Below are 17,722 nucleotides of genomic sequence, written 5' to 3' on the forward strand. Positions count from 1 at the left end.
GTTACATGTAAATCGTTTCCATGGTATGGGTTTCTGCTTGAAAAAGGAGCTCTTCAATCATTTTTTGAAGAATCATAATCTCCTCCAGTTGGGTCTGCAAAATCGTACGGTATTCGTCATTGGGGCGCTGTTTGCGCAGGGCTATTTCGATCTCTCCTCGCATGATGGTGAGCGGTGTTCGCAGTTCATGTGAGGCATTCGTGTTAAACTCTTTGACCCCTCGAAACGCTTTTTCAAGGCGGTCTAACATCTCATTAAATGCAAGGGCAAGATGGTTTATCTCATCATTAAACGGTCTTTGCTCGATGCGCTTGGAGAGGTCTTTGGGCGTAATCGCTTTGATCTCATGAAGCATGGCGTGAATGGGTTGAAAGTATTTATGCACCAAAACATACCCTCCCACACTCGAAAAAATCAAAATAAATGGGTTCAGTAACCACAATGTCCCAAGAAAATGCTCGATGGCTTCATGCGCTTCTAGCGTTACATAGGTTCTTTCATGCAACGTGTGCTCGACATTGATATAGAGGGCATAGTTAAACCCTGCTAAAATCAGTGTTTGAATCGCTAAAAACCATAAAAGCAATTTCACTTTAATGCTCAGCATGTTCTCCCTTTGTCAGTTTTAGGATGACCACTTCACTAGGCGTCCGAAACCGAAAATCAAAGCCCCAACTGCCATACCCCGTGGTGACAAATATCTGCGTTTTGTTCTTTACATGTAAGCCTTGAAGGTAGGGCTGAAAAAGCCTCACGATGTACCCAAACGGATAAATCTGCCCGCCATGCGTATGACCGCTCAGTTGCAAATCGATAGCAAACGTCTGTGTCAAACGAATATCTTTAGGCTGATGGGCGAGTAAGATGGAAGGAATCTTCGCATCCAGCTCACTAAACAGCTTCTTTGGATCTCGTTTGATGCCAAAATAGCGACTAAACGCATCGCTCAGACCCACGAGTTGGAGCGCTTCATCACCACGTTTGAGGGTAATGAAACGGTTGTCTAAAAGCGTAAATCCAAGCATCTCAATTTCACGTGCCAACTCTTTACATGTAAACAAAAGATCGTGGTTGCCACTGACAAAATAGACAGGATGTTTGATGTGACTTAGGCGCTCAAGTTGGGAACGTATGCGTGCAGGATTGGTATCGAACAGATCGCCTGTGAGTGCGACCATGTCGATCTCCAGTTCATTGATTTTATCGACCAACTCTTCAAACGCATGCAAGGGCGTTTTAGCGTTTACATGTAAATCGCTCAGATGCACGATGGTAAAGTTTTCAAAAGAGGAAGGTAGGTTTTTGATGTCAACCCTCAAACTTTTAAAATTCACCCTCGCATACGCTTTTTCAAACAGCATGGTGTTTTTAGTTTTTTGCCAAAGCAAGGTCATAAGAGACAACGACTTCATCACGCACACTTAAAAAAAGAAGGGTTGGAGGCTCGATGCCAAATTCACTCATCTTGATACTGAAGTTTCCTTTGAGTTTAACAAGATCGCTTTGATCGGTAATGTCCGCTTTGGTGGTGATCTCTTTGGTCTGTTTATTGAGAGTGAGTGTGCCTAAAAGATGGTAGCCATCTGCCTCTTTACTGACCTCTTTAAGTTTGAAAACCGTGCTTGGATGTTCTTTTACATGTAAAGCCTCATACATGTGTTCATCGCGCTTTTCATTCTCACTTTTGAGCGTTAAAAGATCGATGGAGATGTCACCTTTGAGGGATTCTACAGCGTCATCCATGGTAAGTTTTGTAACGACATGCGTGCTTTTAGGCGCGATATTGCTATCACCAAATATTTCCGTTTGAGCGCCAATGAAGCCCTCTTTAAAGCTAAGCTCTTTAGCATAAACGGCACCACAAAGTAGGGATGCGGTAAGAAGGGAGAGAGCGATTTTACTAAACATTGTTAATCCTTTTTTGAGAAGTTTGATAAATAAAACTATAGATTTCCGCGCACAAAAGGACGCAGATAAAGATAACGCCAACATAGGTGTAGCCGCCAAGCGCGCTAAGGAGCCCACCTCCTCCTGCGATCCAACCGGTAAATACCATGATAACACCAAGCAATCTTAAATTGCCAAGCTTTGAGAGTCGTTTGAGAATGACAAAGTTGTAGTACGAGATCACAAACGGATAGATCATACTTAACAGCACCGCTTCACGTGCCGCGTAGAGCATGTAACTGAGCGCAAATAAAAGCACGATGATAAACGAGTGATGCTCCCTTAGCGTGTCACGAAGCAGATAGGCTGAGCCCATTCCTACCAAGTGAAAGACTAAGATGATGTGCCACGTCTCTGCTCTCCAGATGGAGATGTCGCTCGTGCGTGAGAGCGTTTCAAACAGATTGGAATCCAAATACGCCCAAATGGACATCGATAAAACCGCGTAAATGCTTAGTCGCTCAAGCGCAATCTCTTGCTCAAGATCTGGCAAACGGTGGATAAAAAAGCTACATGTAAACGCAATGAGTGAGAGCGCAATGGCAAGATTGCCCCGTAAAATGGGTTCATACGTAAAGAGTGCCGTCGCAAGTGCGTAGGTTATACCAAGGGCTATGGCAATTTCAGTGTAGCGACCTTTGGTAAATTTAATCAAAAGCGGTGCGCTCATACCCAAACTGACGCCAAGAGCGCCCAAAACCACAAGGTTTAACGAAGGGTAAAAGAGTGAGCAGAGCGCTTGAAGCCCCACAAAAAAGATAATTTTTTTCTGGTCGGTATTGAGCCAGCCAAACGAACGGTACACCAGCAAACTTCCCAGAACACCGCCTAATGGAAGGGTAAAGAAGGCTTGGATGTCAGAGTGAAACACTTCAATAATCCCTGTTTGTGCGATGAGCAAGTAGTAGCAAAACTCACTCGCAACAAAGAGTGTAAAAAGGGCATTAAACATAAAGTCTCCTTTCAAATTTTGATGCAAACATAATATATACAGAGGCAAAAACAAGGTCATACACAGCGATAAGCATCGCTTCAACACCCAACTGGTGTGAAAGATAAAGCGATAAAAACATAGCAGAGACGACGATGCGATTAAACGCGCTTATTTTGGCGAGCATAGGCGCATATAAGGGCTGAAGCAAACCAAAAAGATGCAAAATGCCTGTCGTTGTCATAAACGCAAAGGCGATATATTCGTACTTCCCTTCAAAGCCAAATCCTAAAAGTGGGTAGAGCGTCGCGGCAAAGGCAAACAAAAAGATGCCACCCAGTGCATCAGAGAGAAAACCTGTGAGATGATAGAGTCTAAGAGAATCCAGTTTCTCAACATTGAGCCCAAGTTGTGGGTAGAAAAAGCCTGTCGTTACGAGGATAATGAAGAGTCCACAGAGCATTCGAATCGTCCATAAAAGATGAATATCTGCTTGAATAAAGCCCGCTTCCATTAGTCCTGCCATCGAAAGTGCGATAAGCATCAGCGTAAAACCAAGTGTGTAAAAAAAGCTAAATGAAAGCTGGTTAAGTTTTTTAAGGTAAGGCGAAACGACTGCCATCGCCATAAAAAAGATGCCCACACCCATGGCGATATGTGCGTGTGCAACGATCAGGTCATTGCGGTGAAATAACCAGCGAATGGAAGGGATAAACAAGATGTTTCCCTCGATGTCCACAAACAAAAACGAGTAGACCGAGATGGTCAAAAATGGGTTGTTCTTAAAGGTGATGTTAGCATCTCTCAGCCATTTGATAAGCAAAGGCACAAAACAAAGCGTTAGGTACTGAAAAAACCACTCTTGATTGTAGCTAAGATCACCGATAAAAATGCGGTGCGCAACCGAAGCAATGTAGCCAACCAATGGAATGATCCACATTGCGTGATACTTCGCAACAAACGTCTCTTTGGCATGCAGTTTGATAAGAAGGTAAAAAATAGGAATCAGGGTAAAACTCATCCCCAGCGTATTGTCTCCATGCGGTCCTACGATGGTCTTTTCCACTTGTCCGATGATGGGATTCATAAGCACCAAAAGTGCTATGGGTGAGGCAATCACAAGGTATAAAGAGACTTTGATCCACAAGGGAATGACTTTGTACGCTTTGATGTAGTCGTACAGCGCTAAGATGTAAAAAACACCCGAAAAGGCAAGAATGAAGTTAAGCTCATACGCAAAGTCATAAAATACGAGTCCACGATGCACGCCCAAAAGAAGGCTGATGGTCATAAAGACCAAAAAGATGCACCAAAGGGTAAAGTAGATCTTGAGTTTTTCAAGCCCTTTTTCACTGTGAACGTTCTCTTTTTCCATCAAAACAAACGGCAAAAACGAGAGCATCAACGGCACAAAACCATAGAGCATCAACGAAACATGCGCACTTCGAGCATTGACCGCTGAGAGCGTGGAAGAGGGCAGAAAGTAGCCCAAAAGGTTGAGCGAATACTCAAAGCCAAAGGCTAAGCCAAGGACTAAAAAAAGTGAGCCTATCGCAAAGGCTTTTTGTATAAAACTAGAGAATTTTTCCATCTGTTACCTCGATAATTTTGTCTGTATAGGTCGATACATTGCGGTCGTGCGTCGCGATGATAATGGTCGTGCCATTTTTGGAGAGCGATTTGAATAGCTCATAGATAGTGTGCGAATTGTGTGAGTCTAAGTTGCCTGTTGGCTCATCGGCGAAGATGATTTTAGGTGCATTCACGAGTGCCCTCACGATGGCGGCACGTTGGCGTTGTCCGCCTGAAATCTCATCGGGGTATTTGTCTTTGATCGCTTCGATGCCACATTGCTCAAAAAGCGTGTCGATGTAGGGGCTTTTTTTGTCAATGGCGGCAAGCTTGATGTTTTCCAAAACCGTTAAATACCCGATGAGGTAGTGAAACTGGAAGATAAACCCAATCTCTTTTTGACGAAATGCGTCTATGTCTTTGATCTGTGCGTAGGCTTTGCCCTCAAAGAAGAGTTCGCCAAGGGTAGGACGAAGCAGTGAGGAGAGAATGGAAAGCAGAGTAGATTTACCGCCGCCGCTTTCTCCAACAATGGCGATAAACTCACCTTTTTTTGCCGTAAAATCGACGTTGTCTAAGGCAAGATCGTGTTTGTAGTAGTGCGTAATGCCACGTGCTTCGAGTATCATAATGCACCCCTTTGAATGAGGATGATCGGATCGATCTTTGAAGCGCTATACGCTGGAAGCAGTGCACCTAAAAGCGCCATGAAAAGGGAGAAACCAAAGACAGTTACAATCGTCTCGAAGCTAAGCTCACCGTTCACATAGCCCTGAAACTTCTCAATGTGCGCGATCATAAACAGAAGCCCTTTGGAGAAAAGAAGAGCTGAGAGAAAGCCAACGCAGGTGATGACAAACGTCTCACCGACCACCATCGTTATGATGAAATTGGACGACTTACCGATGGCTCTTAAAATGCCAAATTCACTGCGACGTTCGTTAATCGTAATGCTGATAAGACTTGCAATCCCAAGCAATCCCATCAAAAATGCCACCGCGCTGATGACGTTTGAAGAGGTTTCGATGATCTTGAATTGATTGTAATTGTCCACAAACTCATGTGTGGTTTTCGCTTCGATGTCAGAGCTAAGCGCGTTAATATGCTCTATCATCGCATTTGCTTCATCACCTTTTTCCATGCTCACCAGTAAGATGGACGCCTCTTTGTTGAAAATAGCACTCGCATCTTCACGGTTCAAAACCGCCCCACCATCTTCAAAGCCAACACCATTTTCAAAGATGCCTGAAACGGCGAACGTTTTATTGGAGATCGAGACGGATTTTGGCGCATGAAGACGTGCGTTGATGTTTTTACCAAGGATGACTTCGCCCTTTTTGGGGTAAGCACCTTCGGTGAGTGCATAGGTTTTAAAGCGGTTTTCACTCACCCCATAAATCGCAGCGATGGGAAGCTCATTAATCGGACTAGCCCCAAGGATAAGCGCATAAACCTCTTTTACTCCTGCAATCATTTTGATTTTGTCGGCAAGAGACGCGTTCACATCGCTGAAAAAAGTATCGGCGATTTTGGCTTGCGTGACGATAATGTCGCCCTCGGTTTTCAGCATCGTGGAGTACATGCCGATGATGCCGCGTGAAATCGAGGTAATCATAAAGATCGCCATGATCGCAACGGTAATGCTCGTGTAAATGAGAAACGTTTTAAAGCGGTTACGATTCAGCGCTTTAAAGAAAAGTGAAATCAATCGAATTCCTTTTGTGTTATATTTTGATGACAATTTTAAATGATCAAAATGAATGGAGTATGAATTTTCTTTACATGTAAAACATTTAAAAGCTAGTTTGACGTACAATGAGGCACAAATGTAGATGAAGGCACGCTATGAAAATTATTGTTTTAGATACCGAAACCACGGGAATGTTTGAGAAAGATCGCATCTGCCAGCTCAGTTTTTTAGTGCTGAACGAAGAGTTTGAGATCGAAGAGGTTCATAACGACCTCTGCATGCCGCCACTTCCTATCTCTTACGAAGCAATGGCGATTCACCACATCACGCCTGAAATGCTTGAAGGCGAGCCAGCATGTGTGCAAACCAAAGCGTATAAAAGGCTGTGTGAGTTGAACACGGTTTCCAACATTCTCGTCATTCAAAATGCCGCGTTTGATCTTGGAATGCTTACCAAAGAGGGTTTTACCTCGCAGATGAATCTTATCGACACCTTTCGCGTCTTACGCGCTCTTTACCCCAACGATGGCTCTTTTAGCTTGCAATTTAAACGCTACCAATGGGGACTCTACAAAGAAGAAGAGGGCATCGCCAAAAAGCTTAACATCACCATCAAAGCACACGACGCACTAGGCGATGTCATCGTACTCAAACACCTCTTTGAACGACTGTGCGAAGAACACTCCATGCCAAAAATGATCCTGCTCTGCTCCGAGCCCATCATCCTCAGCCACATTCCCTACGGCAAAAACAGAGGCAAAAAGTTCGTCGATGTCGCAAAAAGCGATCGCCAAGACCTCCACTATATGCTGAGTTCCAACGGACTCGACGAAGACATGAAAGCCTCCATACTCCACGCGTTAGAGAGCACCAAAGAGAGCGTGACCCTAACCATCGGCTTTGGAAAATACGCAGGAAAAACACCTCTGGAAGTTTTAGCGCTTGATCGTAACTATCTTGTGTGGATGGTAAATAAGATGGATAATTTGAGTAGCGAACTCAAAGAGGCGATAGAGAAGGTGTTGGTTTCGTATCCGTAAGATCTTTACATGTAAAGAAAAATATTGACTTTCCAATCTTTTAAGTATATACTTTAAAATATATACTAAGGAGCTAAAATGACTTCCACAGCAAAATTATTTCAAAACGGTCAAAGCCAAGCCATACGCCTTCCCAAAGAGTTTCGGTTTGAGCATCAACAAGAAGTTATCATCAAAAAAATCGATGGTGCCATTTTGATTTTCCCAAAAAATGATAAAAGCGTTTGGGAAAAAATGTTTGAAACACTGGGTAACTTTTCAGATGATTTTCTAGCTCAAAGGGTTCAGCCAACGCAAGAGCGAGAGGAGCTGTTTTGAAAAAAATGCTCGACACAAACATCTGCATCTATATCATTAAAAACAAACCACCAAGTGTTTTAGAAGAGCTCAAAAAATGCGATGTAGGCGACATTATCCTCTCTTCCATTACTGTGTCTGAGTTGATTTACGGAGCACATAAAAGTCAATTTGTCGAAAAAACCCTCAAAGCCATTGAGCATTTCCTCATTCCTTTTGATGTCGCTGATTACGATTACAAAGCATCGTTAGAATACGGGAAAATACGTGCAAATTTGGAGCAAAAAGGACAACCCATCGGCTCTTTAGACACACTCATCGCCGCACATGCGAAGTCACTTGATGTTGTGCTCGTGACCAATAATATGAAAGAGTTTGAGAGGGTTGAGGGTTTGAAAGTTGAGAATTGGGTGAGGTGAAGGTGAATCTAGACTCTTCTTTCATCTTTTATAACGCGTAAATAAATTTATTTGATAAAATATAAATACAAAACTTTGAAGTAAGGTTTAAAATGCCCATAGATGCTAATGATATAGATAAGTATATCTTTGATCCAAATAATCCAAAACAATGTAAAGCTTACAAATTACTTTTAAGTTGTGCCAAGAAAAACCCTTTTGTGTATATCTCTTCTGATTTTTTAACCATTGATTTTGAAAAAGCGATATTAGAGGGTGGTTTTAAAGATGAATTATGGGATGAACCAGAGGGGTATGAGAATTTAAATATTGTAGAAAAGGTTAAAGTTTATAAAAATCTTCTTACCCAAAAAGATTATTTTAATTATATAGATACTCTCAAAATAGATGCAGATGCATTAACCTATAGAAAACTTTTTAATACTTTTTTTGATTATAAGTTTGCCAACCCTTAGTCATTTTACAGTATAACTTCATATAATGATATATTGATAAAATCAAAACTAAAATTTCCTTTGGCATATGAAATGAAAAGCCCAAAAAACATAGGCGCATCATATGAAGAAATACAAGGAAGTAAAATAATTTTTGAAAATAATGATTTAAGGATATTGCAGACTGATACAAATTTCTATGATATGGCTTCTGTTGTAATAACAAGTATTAAAAATACAATTAAGTTTAATAACAATGAATTTAGTAATAACGTAAAACCAATTTTTTTACAAGATTTAAATGATGTGAATCTTTTGCTCAATGTATTGCAAGATGATTTGAAGCGAGAAAAAAATAGATCAAAAAAGAGTGAAGAGCCATCGTATATCAGTAGCATTAAAATCAAAAACATCTTTAGTATTAAAGAGATTATGTTAGAAAATTTAGATGATAAAAAAGAGATTTATATTGTGGGTGAGAATGGTGATGGTAAAACGCTCTTGCTACAATCTTTAGCTTTAGGGCTAAAAGGGATTGACGAGGGCGTTGTATTTGATTTTATCAAATCTCAAAAAGAAATCTACAGTATAGAAATAGAAGATACGCATAAAGTCGTTTATAACTCAAAAAATGGAATCTATAAAAATCTGTTTGCTTATGGTGCAAATAGAAATAATAACTGTCAAATGAAAGAAGATGAGACAGGGTATTTAACATTATTTCATCCTTCATTTGATTTGAAAAATCCTATTGAATGGCTACAGCGTATAGATTATAATGACAAAGCTGGTACTAAAAATATTATATCTGTCGAGGATGCAAAAAAGCTTTTAAAAGAATTGCTCAATAGCGATGTTGAAATTGAAATTTCTCCTAGTGCTGTAACCTTTTCTGAAAAAGGCTCTCACGTCAATTTTGAACAGCTCTCCGCTGGATACCGAGGGGTTATAACTATCATCGCAGATTTGCTTATTAGACTTAGTGAAAATCAGCCTGATGTGAAACATCTGAAAGAGTTTAAAGGCATAGTGATTATTGATGAAGTAGAGTTACATTTACATCCAAAATGGAAATATAGCTTTGTGAAAAAGCTAAGAGATGTGTTCCCACATTTACAGTTTATTATGACGACACATAGCCCTACAGTATTGTTAGGTGCATCACAAGAAGCAGTTTTTTATAAGATATACAAAGAAGATGGTGAAGTTCAAATATCAAATCAGATTAAAAATGAAGGTTATACCAGTAATTCATTAGTATCTTCTCCTTTATTTGAGTTAGAGACAATTACATCACGAGACTATACGAAAAGTGTCAGTAACGATGATTATGTGTATGCAAAAATCCACCAAGTAATTTCTGAAAAAATCAAGAATGAATCTGCGATAGACGAACAAGAAATTTTGAAATTAATAGAAGAAGAATTAGCGAAACTATGACAAAAGTTGAGAAGAATTTTGAAGATATCCCAAGTATCCTCAAACATGCAAGTCGAAAAGATGCTTTTGAGAAAAATGTAAATGCACGGGCATATTCTTTTGGCAAAACATTATATAAAACAAAAGAGGCTCAGAAAAATCTTAAAGAAATTTATCATTTAAAGTGCGCTTTTTGTGAAAAAAAACTTTTAGATGCTGATAAGCATATCGAACATTATCGATCTAAAAATACTTATTATTGGCTAGCATATTCTTGGGATAATTTATTATTAGCATGTGGAAATTGTAATAGAGCTAAAGGGAAAAAATTTAAAACTGAAAATAGCAAAGTTATCTATAAAAATGAGACCTTTGAGGAGATTCATGCGCTTGGGAAAAGCTATGATGAAATAGAAAAACCATTTATCATTCATCCTGAAAAAGAAGATGTACTACAGTATATCAAATATGATAAAGAGGGAAAGGTTTCATCTGAGAATCCAAGAGTACAACATACAATCGAAGAGGCATGTAAATTAAACAGAGAAGAACTTGTTCAAAAAAGGCTAAGTGTTTTGAATGATTTTATTAACCAGATAAATAAACATTATATTTTATTCACACAGGAAAAAAGTAGTTTATCTAGGTTTAAACCTGATATTGAAACTTTTATAGAAAAAGCTGATAAAGAAAGTGAATTTTATTCATTTAGGTATTTTATTCTTCATAACATTGAGATATTTTTTGAAAATAAAAATATACAAAAAATTTTAATTTCGTTTTGGTAGTGTTCAAGATTCTGTGTCAACATCGGATAATTCCTAAAATTGTATCATAAGTTTAAAGCGTCATCAAGCCGTCCCTCAAAGTGAATGGCTAATTGAGAGATTGTTAAGCTCCAGTTTCTAATTGGCATAGTCCATTTTTGCTGGGCATTTTGAATCCCCATATAAAGTAGTTTTAGCAGGCTATCATCATTGGGAAAACCACCTTTGGTTTTCGTTAGAGTTCTAAACTGGCGGTGGACTGATTCGATGATATTAGTTGTGTAAATAACTCTACGTATATCTTCTGGATATTGGAAGTAGACAGATAAATTATCCCATTTATTTCTCCAAGATTGAAAGACGATAGGGTATTTTTTACCCCATTTTTCTTCCAACTTATCAAGCTCAAATTCTGCTTCTTCTTTGGTAAAAGCTTGATAGACGGCTTTGAGTTCTTTAGCAAATTGTTTTTGATAAGCAGAGCCCACATATTTGAGACTGTTGCGTATTTGGTGAACTACACAGAGTTGCACCTCCGTATCTGGAAAGACTGAGTTTATCGCTTCTGGAAAGCCTTTAAGCCCATCTACCGAAGCAATGAGGATATCTTTAACGCCACGGTTTTGCAAATCGGTAAGCACCTGTAGCCAGAATTTGGCGCCTTCACTTTCATTGAGGTAAAGTCCCAAGACTTCTTTCTTGCCATCCACTCGAACACCAAGCACTGTATAAAATGCTTTTGAGATGTAGCGACCATCCTCTTTTACTTTGTAGTGAATGGCATCTAAGAATATAAATGGATACACAGCTTCTAAGGGTCTTGTTTTCCACTCTTGAAGCATTGGTATTATCTTGTCGGTTACGGCGCTTATAGTGGCTTTAGAGAAGCCTACGCAGTAAAAATCCTCTATGTGTTTGGCTATTTGGGAATAGCTATTGCCAAGTGCGAAGAGAGAAAGAATCTTCTCTTCGATTTCACTCGTCATGCTGGTCTGGTTTTTCTTTACGATTTCAGGTTCAAAGCTACCGTTACGGTCTCTTGGAACATCAAGTTCAAAGGCACCATGATCGCTTTTCATAGTCTTTGAACTATAGCCATTTTTTCGATTTCTATTGAGGTCTTGGGAGAGGTGCGAATCTATCTCAGCTGCTAGCGCGGCTTCGGTTAGCTGTTTGATGAGTGATCCTAAGGCTCCATTTGAGCCACCAATACTCTTGCCGGCTTTAATATCTTGAGCAAATTGCTCTACGTCTATTTCTATCTTCATATCTGTGTCCTTGGGTATTTGTTATTTTACCCGATTGACACAGAATTCTGAACGGTCCCTTCGTTTTTGTCGCCTATTACAAAACAAACGGAATAATTCTTTTCGTTTGTTGCCTATAGTTTCTATATTCACTAGACTGCACCATCCACAACATCTCCTCTTGTAAGCTTCCAAAAAATAATGTTCGTTTTTGTCGCCTATTACAAAACAAACGGAATAATTCTTTTCGTTTGTTGCCTATAGTTTCTATATTCACTAGACTGCACCATCCACAACATCTCCTCTTTGTAAGCTTTCAAAAACAGCGTTACAACTAAAAGCACGTAGATGAAAAGACTGAGTAAAGAAGGCTCAGACACCACAACTCCAAGCATCATCACAAGGACAGAAAAATACATAGGATGCCTGATGTAGCGGTACGCTCCTGTGGTGATGAGGGAGGCGTTTTGTTTGATTTCGGGGGTGATGTTGAAGTTGCTAAGTGTGTTGCATTTTAGGGTATAAAGCCCAAAGCCACTGCCTGCAAAAAAGATGAGTAAAGCAAAGTTACTTGGCGTGTGCAAGCCATGATGTAGAACTAAGATTGCGATGAAGATGAATTGTAATGAGACTAAGATGTAAGAGTATATTTTTGAAGTCATTGCAGATTTCCTCTTTCAAACACTTCAACCAAACTGTTCAAAAATGCTTTTACATGTAAATCATTTTCTATCTCAATGCGTTCTTTGACTTCATGAGTAGTGATGCGTAAAGATTCGACACATTCATCGTAAAGTACTAGAGTTTCGTTAGGACTTAGCTCACAACTCTCTTTGCCAAAACGGAGTAGAAATGCTTTGCTCCACCATTTTTTACTTCCCAAAAGATGCAAAGCTGGGATGTCTTTTTGGATGTATAGTGTGGTGCAGACGACATCGTATGCAGGTGCAAGCCAAATATCGTGGATGTTTTCATAGAGCACACCAAAGTTTTTAAGGTGCGCATCACCATTTTGTACCAGTGTGTTGATGACCATCATCTTGAAAAAGTCTCGTAAAGCCTTTTTCTTGTGTTTGGGAGAGACAAAGGTTTTGATGCTTTTGGCAACATATTCGTAAGAGCCTTCGTATTTTTCATCGGCTTGACGTGCTTGAAGAACACACATATCTTCAAAGCCTAGATAGCTTCCATCGTCTTTGATGTCAAAGCGCTTCATGATGAAGAGCTTGTTGTCATCGGAGAGGTAAAACTCAGGCACTTTGATGTCAGCTTGTTTGACGATGCTCATGCAGTAAAACTCATTGAGTGCTAAGTGTGGATATTCATCACCCCATGACTTGACGATGTACTCTTGCAGTGGCAAAGTTACTTTGTCGCGTACTTTGGCTAAGACTTTGGGTTGTACACCACTCAGTGGTGAGTTGAGTGCAAAACGGCTTACGAGTTCATCAAAGAGCGTTTCACTTTTGGGGTGCAGAAGTGCATCTAAACTAAGGGGTGCTTCTGCTTGTGTGGCATCTGCTTCGTACGTAAGTCTGCCTTTAATGCTATGTGCCATGAGCTGAAGCAGTCCGAAGTCATCGGTTTTGGTTATTTTTGAGAAATGTTTTTTGATGATGGAAAGCAGATACCCCTCAGGCAAGTGCATCTCAAAGATGGGGTGGAGTTTGGGGTTCGCATAACTTTTGGCTCTCACAGGCATACTCAGAGATACAAAGGCATCTTGGTTCTCAGTGGTGTAGTCAAAAATGTATTCGTTATTTTCAAGAAGTATGCTTCCCACTTTTTCGTTAGAAACTTTTACATGTAAACTATCTGGCATCTCTTAACTCCTCAAATATAGGGAAGGGCGATTTTTCTTTACATGCAAGCTCATATCCTAAGTAGTCAAGTATTTGGAGTATTTTTTTGATGCCGACATCGGAGCTTGTGCCATTTTCAAGGGAGCTGATGGTAGCACGTGAGATGTTAAGGTCGCGGGAGAGTTGCTCTTGCGATACTTTTTTTTCTTTACGAAGTTGTGCCATGTGCGCTCCAAACTCTCTTAAGTCCATAACAGTTCCTTGACTAATATTTTAGACATTTTATAATTATAATCTATAAATGTCAAATATATTGTTCAAATTGTAAAAAGAGAAATGGGGGAAATTGAAGGAAAGTAGTTTACATGTAAAGCCAAAAGCCAAGCTTCGCACTTTACATGTAAAGCTTATTTTGTCTCTTCACCCTTAGTAGGTGCGACAGGTTTTTTAGCAGGTTTGGCGATGATCTCGATGTAGCATTCGCTCCATTTTGCGTTGTGGGCTTTGTCGATCTCTTCGCCAAGGTCGGCTTGGTGAATGGCTTGTGCGTTTTCACTGGTTTCGCCGAATTTGCAGTCAAAGTCCCAGAAATGGAACCCTTCTGGTGTTTTTTTGGTGCGTTCACGTTTGATGTATTTTCGGATTTCATGTTTGATGGACTCTACGAGTCGGTCACTGTTTTTATTCTCAACTTGGAGGTGAAATATCTTTTTCAAGGCTTGCCTTTTAGGTTTTTATTGATGTGCGATATTGTACTTTATTTCACCTTTGAGCGTCACTTTATTTGAACTCTGCCTTATAGGCTTTCTCTAAAATATTCATAAATGAGGCTGGGTCCATATAGCCTGTGTAGCCTTCGATGATGGTGTGGCGCGATGGTGAGAGGATGGCGTTGGCAGGGACATACTTTGTGTGCAAATCTTGGGGGAGGGCGGGATCATCTTGGTCGATGGAGACGAAAACGAACTTTTGGTCTATCTGTTTTTTGTAGGTTGCATTGTTGAAAATTTCGCGTTGCATTTGCCGACAGTAAGGGCAGTCATCCCGTACAATGTTGACAAGAATCAGCTTTTTTTCACGAAGCGCTTTAGCACTCTCTTCTTCTAAAAAGCCTGCATGAAGTGTTGTGATGCCAAGAAATACTACCAAAAAAGCTTTGAGGAGCGTGCGCATGGTGTTTTACCTTTGGAATAATTTTCTAAAACTCTAACACACGTGGATGGTCTTGTTGCTTAAAATAACGCTCTTTAAAGTGTGACTATGCTAAATTACTCCCAATTTTAAATGCTAAGGAAGAAGCGATTATGGCAAATCTTCGTGAAATTTACCAACTTGGATCGGATGTGATACGAAGCGTTGCGGAAAAAGTAAGCGATGTTCATGCCGCGGATATTCAAAGTCTGATTGACGATATGATCTTTACATGTAAAGAGTCAAAAGGTGTCGGAATTGCCGCTCCGCAGGTGAATTGCTCCAAATCGATCATCATCATTGCCTCCTATCCAAGCGAGCGTTATCCGAATGCGCCGATGATGGAACCCACAGCACTTATCAATCCGAAGATCATCTCTCATTCGTCATCGATGCTCAAAGATTGGGAAGGGTGTTTGAGTCTGCCAGGCATCAGAGCGCAAGTGCCGCGTTACCGTGAAATCGAGGTTTCGTATACCGACAGAGAAGGCAATGAACATACCGTCATGTATCGCGATTTTGTTGCACGGATTTTTCAGCATGAGTATGACCATCTGGTCGGGAAAGTCTTTTTAGACCGCATAGAGTCGACACTCGATGTTGTGATGGAAAAAGAGTATCAACGCCTAATGAGCGATGAAAAAGGAGAAAGAAGTTGAAAACACGAGTCTATTACGATGACACCGATGCAGGCGGTGTAGTGTACCATGCCAATTACCTCAAATTTTGCGAGCGTGCGAGGAGCGATCTTTTTTATGAAAAAGGGAAAAGTCCTGCTGTAAATGGTGGGCATTTTGTGGTGAAATATCTTGAAGCCGATTTTATCCAGTCGGCGAAATTGGGTGATGTGATCGAAGTGAAAACCAAGCTGTTACTCCTGAAAAATGCTTCGCTTATTTTGCAACAAGAGGTATGGAGAGAGGAGGTCAAACTCTTTGCGATGACTTCTACACTTGCGTATGTAAAAGAGGGGAAGCCTTGCAAAATTGATGAAGAGACAAAAGCCTTTTTTAGAGGCTTTTTCATTTAGAGTTTTTATTAATTTCCGCGAATAAATTCATTGCGACCCGGTTGGTAGAGTGAGGTGTTATAGACCACTTGGTTGCCGGTGATGGTCTCTTTGAATGTGCGTTGAATGGTTCCATTGAAAAACTGCTGACACAGATAATCAGCACCAATGGACGTTGAGTAATTGACCCAATCATAGACGATGTCATGTCCAAACATCGTGTTGATCTCTTCGAGAGCTGCGGGTGCTTTTTGTATGGAGTTGGCGATGTACATTTGATCACGATCTTCATACTGCGTCAGGGTTAAAAGCAGTGGATTGTAATTGACTTGGGTTGAAAGAAGCGTGTAAGGATGAATGTCATTGGCGCGAAGTTGCGATGCAATGAGGCTTGAAGTTACGAGCTGTGTATTGAGATAAAGCGATGCGTTATTGAGTGAGCCATTGCCTTTAAACATCTGCCTAAAATTCGCTTTGGGGCTCTCTACGCGTTTTTCATACACTACGCGATTGCTGTTTTTCTTCACTAAAGCATTGAGCTGGTAACTCAGACCACTGCCATCTTCAAAGGTACCGACTCGCTCATTGGCTTTTCCTGCCAAAAGGGCGATTTGCTGGTCATAATCAATCCCACCAAAGATAATGTTAGCCCCAGAACTTCGCACATTGGAGCTGTGCAGTGTGGGGATAAAAACAAGGGTATCTGTGACACGACTGGCGATAATATTGGCGCCTTCGGCAGTGACAGGTGCAATGATGTAGTGGTATCCACCTGCTTGAATGTCAGAAAGCGCTTTGGCGATCGACTCTTCTTTTTCATCGCCTGAGTTAAAGACGTTCAGATCAAAGTAGTAGTTTTTATACAAAAGATAGGAAATAACGGAGTTTACAGAGGTAATCGCATATTTTTTAATGGTTTTTTGAGGTACCAAAACAGCGATCTTAATCATCGTGCTATCATCATTAAGTGGTTTTGGCATCGGTGCTGCGATGACGGGCTCAAAAGGTTGATCGGATGTCGGCTCAACGCTTGTACTCGGTGTGGGTGTTGCCATGGCAAGTGTCGTGGAGCTAATCGTTGAGTCAATCACAATAGGAGCAGAAGGCGGTAAGGTTTCCGATGGGGTTATTTCAGAACCTGGATAGGTTGCGGTGCTTTTTTGATTGATTGCTACGCCTTTTTTGGCGTTGGAAGAGATATTGTACGTTGTTGGTTTGTAGGGTGCAGGTGCTTGGTTTGTGGCGGTACAACCTGCAAAAAGAAATAAACTGAGGGCGAGGGGCAACCAAAGTTTCATAACATGCTCCTTATTTTTAACATATCTGCAAAAACCTCTTTTTTGCTACTGGGGTTTCGCAGTAAAAAACTGGGATGGAACGTTGGGATCAATTTGGCTTCACCAAAATTGAGCACCGATCCTCTTATTTTATCAATAGGTGTATCATATTCTCCTGTGAGATGATGAAAACTGGTCGATCCAAGGGCGACAATAATTTTGGGTCGAATGCTTTGGATCTGTTGCATCAGATAAGGTTTGCAACACGCAACTTCTTCGGGTGTTGGAACGCGATTATCGGGTGTTTTGCACTTCAAAATCGTGGTCACATACACTTCTTCTTTAGGAATCAACAAGACATTTTCAATCATCTTTGCTAGTAGTTCACCACTTTTCCCTGTGAACAGTATGCCTGTTTCATCTTCACTGACACCAGGGCTATCCCCGATGAACATCACCTTGGCGTGCAGGTTCCCTGCGCCAAAAATAACATTTTTACGACTTTTAGCAAGGGCACAGAGATGACACCCTGCAACGCTACTTTTAAGCTCTTCTAAGTTGTTCGAGAGGGTGGGCTGTTTGCTTAAAGAGAGTGGTCTATACTCTTGAAAGAATTCAAATCCCATGGCTCGGTACTGGTATAAAAGTTTTAAAAGTCGTATTTTTTCAATTTGAGTCAT

Annotated in this window: 23 protein-coding genes; 8 read left to right on the forward strand and 15 right to left on the reverse strand. The window is 40.5% G+C overall.

The genetic code is table 11. The annotated features are described in order from the left end of the window. Position 1: 1 nt before the first annotated feature. From SMUL_RS05885 to SMUL_RS05915, 7 genes are read right to left on the reverse strand one after another with little or no spacing between them, the layout of a single operon-like run. Positions 2-607, reverse strand: coding sequence for a histidine kinase dimerization/phospho-acceptor domain-containing protein (locus tag SMUL_RS05885; RefSeq protein WP_025344331.1), 606 nt, complete (start codon positions 605-607; stop codon positions 2-4). Further along, a complete protein-coding gene (locus SMUL_RS05890; RefSeq protein WP_084613087.1) occupies positions 594-1,412 on the reverse strand; it encodes a metallophosphoesterase in 819 nt (272 codons plus the stop codon). The genes SMUL_RS05885 and SMUL_RS05890 overlap by 14 nt, the downstream gene beginning before the upstream one ends. Continuing rightward, positions 1,369-1,908 (reverse strand): YceI family protein, encoded by a 540-nt coding sequence (locus SMUL_RS05895; RefSeq protein WP_025344333.1) that lies wholly within the window; start codon positions 1,906-1,908, stop codon positions 1,369-1,371. Before SMUL_RS05895 ends, SMUL_RS05890 begins: the two co-directional genes overlap by 44 nt. After that, positions 1,901-2,899, reverse strand: coding sequence for a hypothetical protein (locus SMUL_RS05900; protein WP_025344334.1), 999 nt, complete (start codon positions 2,897-2,899; stop codon positions 1,901-1,903). The genes SMUL_RS05895 and SMUL_RS05900 overlap by 8 nt, the downstream gene beginning before the upstream one ends. Beyond that, on the reverse strand, positions 2,892-4,469 hold the full coding sequence (locus tag SMUL_RS05905; RefSeq protein WP_025344335.1) for a cbb3-type cytochrome c oxidase subunit I: 1,578 nt from the start codon (positions 4,467-4,469) through the stop codon (positions 2,892-2,894). Before SMUL_RS05905 ends, SMUL_RS05900 begins: the two co-directional genes overlap by 8 nt. Next, positions 4,453-5,079 (reverse strand): ABC transporter ATP-binding protein, encoded by a 627-nt coding sequence (locus tag SMUL_RS05910; RefSeq protein WP_223809782.1) that lies wholly within the window; start codon positions 5,077-5,079, stop codon positions 4,453-4,455. The genes SMUL_RS05905 and SMUL_RS05910 overlap by 17 nt, the downstream gene beginning before the upstream one ends. Then, the gene (locus SMUL_RS05915; protein WP_025344337.1) at positions 5,076-6,158 is read right to left on the reverse strand and encodes an ABC transporter permease; all 1,083 of its coding nucleotides are present in this window, start codon (positions 6,156-6,158) and stop codon (positions 5,076-5,078) included. The genes SMUL_RS05910 and SMUL_RS05915 overlap by 4 nt, the downstream gene beginning before the upstream one ends. 137 nt (positions 6,159-6,295) lie before the next feature. On the opposite strand from SMUL_RS05915, the gene SMUL_RS05920 reads away from it, so the two are divergent. From SMUL_RS05920 to SMUL_RS05945, 6 genes are all read left to right on the forward strand, one after another. Beyond that, the gene (locus SMUL_RS05920; RefSeq protein ID WP_025344338.1) at positions 6,296-7,180 is read left to right on the forward strand and encodes a 3'-5' exonuclease; all 885 of its coding nucleotides are present in this window, start codon (positions 6,296-6,298) and stop codon (positions 7,178-7,180) included. Between the two features lie 78 nt (positions 7,181-7,258). After that, entirely contained in the window at positions 7,259-7,498 is a 240-nt protein-coding gene (locus SMUL_RS05925; protein ID WP_025344339.1) for an antitoxin, read from the forward strand. 5 nt (positions 7,499-7,503) lie between these two features. Then, positions 7,504-7,896, forward strand: a complete 393-nt coding sequence (vapC, locus tag SMUL_RS05930) for a type II toxin-antitoxin system tRNA(fMet)-specific endonuclease VapC (protein WP_038533888.1) — start codon at positions 7,504-7,506, stop codon at positions 7,894-7,896. Between the two features lie 92 nt (positions 7,897-7,988). Then, on the forward strand, positions 7,989-8,351 hold the full coding sequence (locus SMUL_RS05935; RefSeq protein WP_025344341.1) for a hypothetical protein: 363 nt from the start codon (positions 7,989-7,991) through the stop codon (positions 8,349-8,351). 72 nt (positions 8,352-8,423) lie between these two features. Then, a complete protein-coding gene (locus SMUL_RS05940; RefSeq protein WP_084613089.1) occupies positions 8,424-9,770 on the forward strand; it encodes an AAA family ATPase in 1,347 nt (448 codons plus the stop codon). After that, positions 9,767-10,537, forward strand: a complete 771-nt coding sequence (locus tag SMUL_RS05945; RefSeq protein WP_025344343.1) for a retron system putative HNH endonuclease — start codon at positions 9,767-9,769, stop codon at positions 10,535-10,537. Before SMUL_RS05940 ends, SMUL_RS05945 begins: the two co-directional genes overlap by 4 nt. 44 nt (positions 10,538-10,581) lie before the next feature. Here the strand turns inward: SMUL_RS05945 and SMUL_RS05950 are convergent, their stop codons facing one another. From SMUL_RS05950 to SMUL_RS05975, 6 genes are all read right to left on the reverse strand, one after another. Continuing rightward, positions 10,582-11,784 carry an IS256 family transposase gene (locus SMUL_RS05950; RefSeq protein WP_025344344.1) on the reverse strand — a complete coding sequence of 401 codons (1,203 nt, stop codon included), beginning with the start codon at positions 11,782-11,784 and terminating at the stop codon, positions 10,582-10,584. Positions 11,785-11,984: 200 nt separating this feature from the next. Then, complete coding sequence (locus tag SMUL_RS05955) at positions 11,985-12,425, reverse strand: methyltransferase family protein (RefSeq protein WP_025344345.1); 441 nt, start codon at positions 12,423-12,425, stop codon at positions 11,985-11,987. Then, complete coding sequence (locus SMUL_RS05960; protein ID WP_025344346.1) at positions 12,422-13,585, reverse strand: type II toxin-antitoxin system HipA family toxin; 1,164 nt, start codon at positions 13,583-13,585, stop codon at positions 12,422-12,424. The genes SMUL_RS05955 and SMUL_RS05960 overlap by 4 nt, the downstream gene beginning before the upstream one ends. Then, entirely contained in the window at positions 13,575-13,817 is a 243-nt protein-coding gene (locus SMUL_RS05965; RefSeq protein WP_025344347.1) for a helix-turn-helix domain-containing protein, read from the reverse strand. The genes SMUL_RS05960 and SMUL_RS05965 overlap by 11 nt, the downstream gene beginning before the upstream one ends. A gap of 155 nt (positions 13,818-13,972) precedes the next feature. Further along, positions 13,973-14,281, reverse strand: coding sequence for a DUF6172 family protein (locus SMUL_RS05970; protein WP_025344348.1), 309 nt, complete (start codon positions 14,279-14,281; stop codon positions 13,973-13,975). A gap of 64 nt (positions 14,282-14,345) precedes the next feature. Then, complete coding sequence (locus tag SMUL_RS05975; protein WP_025344349.1) at positions 14,346-14,738, reverse strand: thioredoxin family protein; 393 nt, start codon at positions 14,736-14,738, stop codon at positions 14,346-14,348. A 131-nt stretch (positions 14,739-14,869) separates the two neighbouring features. Here SMUL_RS05975 and def point away from each other — a divergent pair, with 131 nt between their 5' ends. Both def and SMUL_RS05985 read left to right on the forward strand, forming a co-directional pair. Next, entirely contained in the window at positions 14,870-15,415 is a 546-nt protein-coding gene (gene def / locus SMUL_RS05980; RefSeq protein ID WP_025344350.1) for a peptide deformylase, read from the forward strand. Continuing rightward, positions 15,412-15,786: a YbgC/FadM family acyl-CoA thioesterase gene (locus SMUL_RS05985; protein WP_025344351.1), complete on the forward strand. Its 375-nt coding sequence runs from the start codon at positions 15,412-15,414 to the stop codon at positions 15,784-15,786. Before def ends, SMUL_RS05985 begins: the two co-directional genes overlap by 4 nt. Positions 15,787-15,794: 8 nt before the next feature. Here the strand turns inward: SMUL_RS05985 and SMUL_RS05990 are convergent, their stop codons facing one another. Further along, a complete protein-coding gene (locus SMUL_RS05990; RefSeq protein ID WP_025344352.1) occupies positions 15,795-17,063 on the reverse strand; it encodes a hypothetical protein in 1,269 nt (422 codons plus the stop codon). Beyond that, entirely contained in the window at positions 17,060-17,722 is a 663-nt protein-coding gene (locus SMUL_RS05995) for a uracil-DNA glycosylase (protein WP_025344353.1), read from the reverse strand. The genes SMUL_RS05990 and SMUL_RS05995 overlap by 4 nt, the downstream gene beginning before the upstream one ends.

This window comes from Sulfurospirillum multivorans DSM 12446, from assembly GCF_000568815.1.
GTDB classification, from domain to species: Bacteria; Campylobacterota; Campylobacteria; order Campylobacterales; family Sulfurospirillaceae; genus Sulfurospirillum; species Sulfurospirillum multivorans.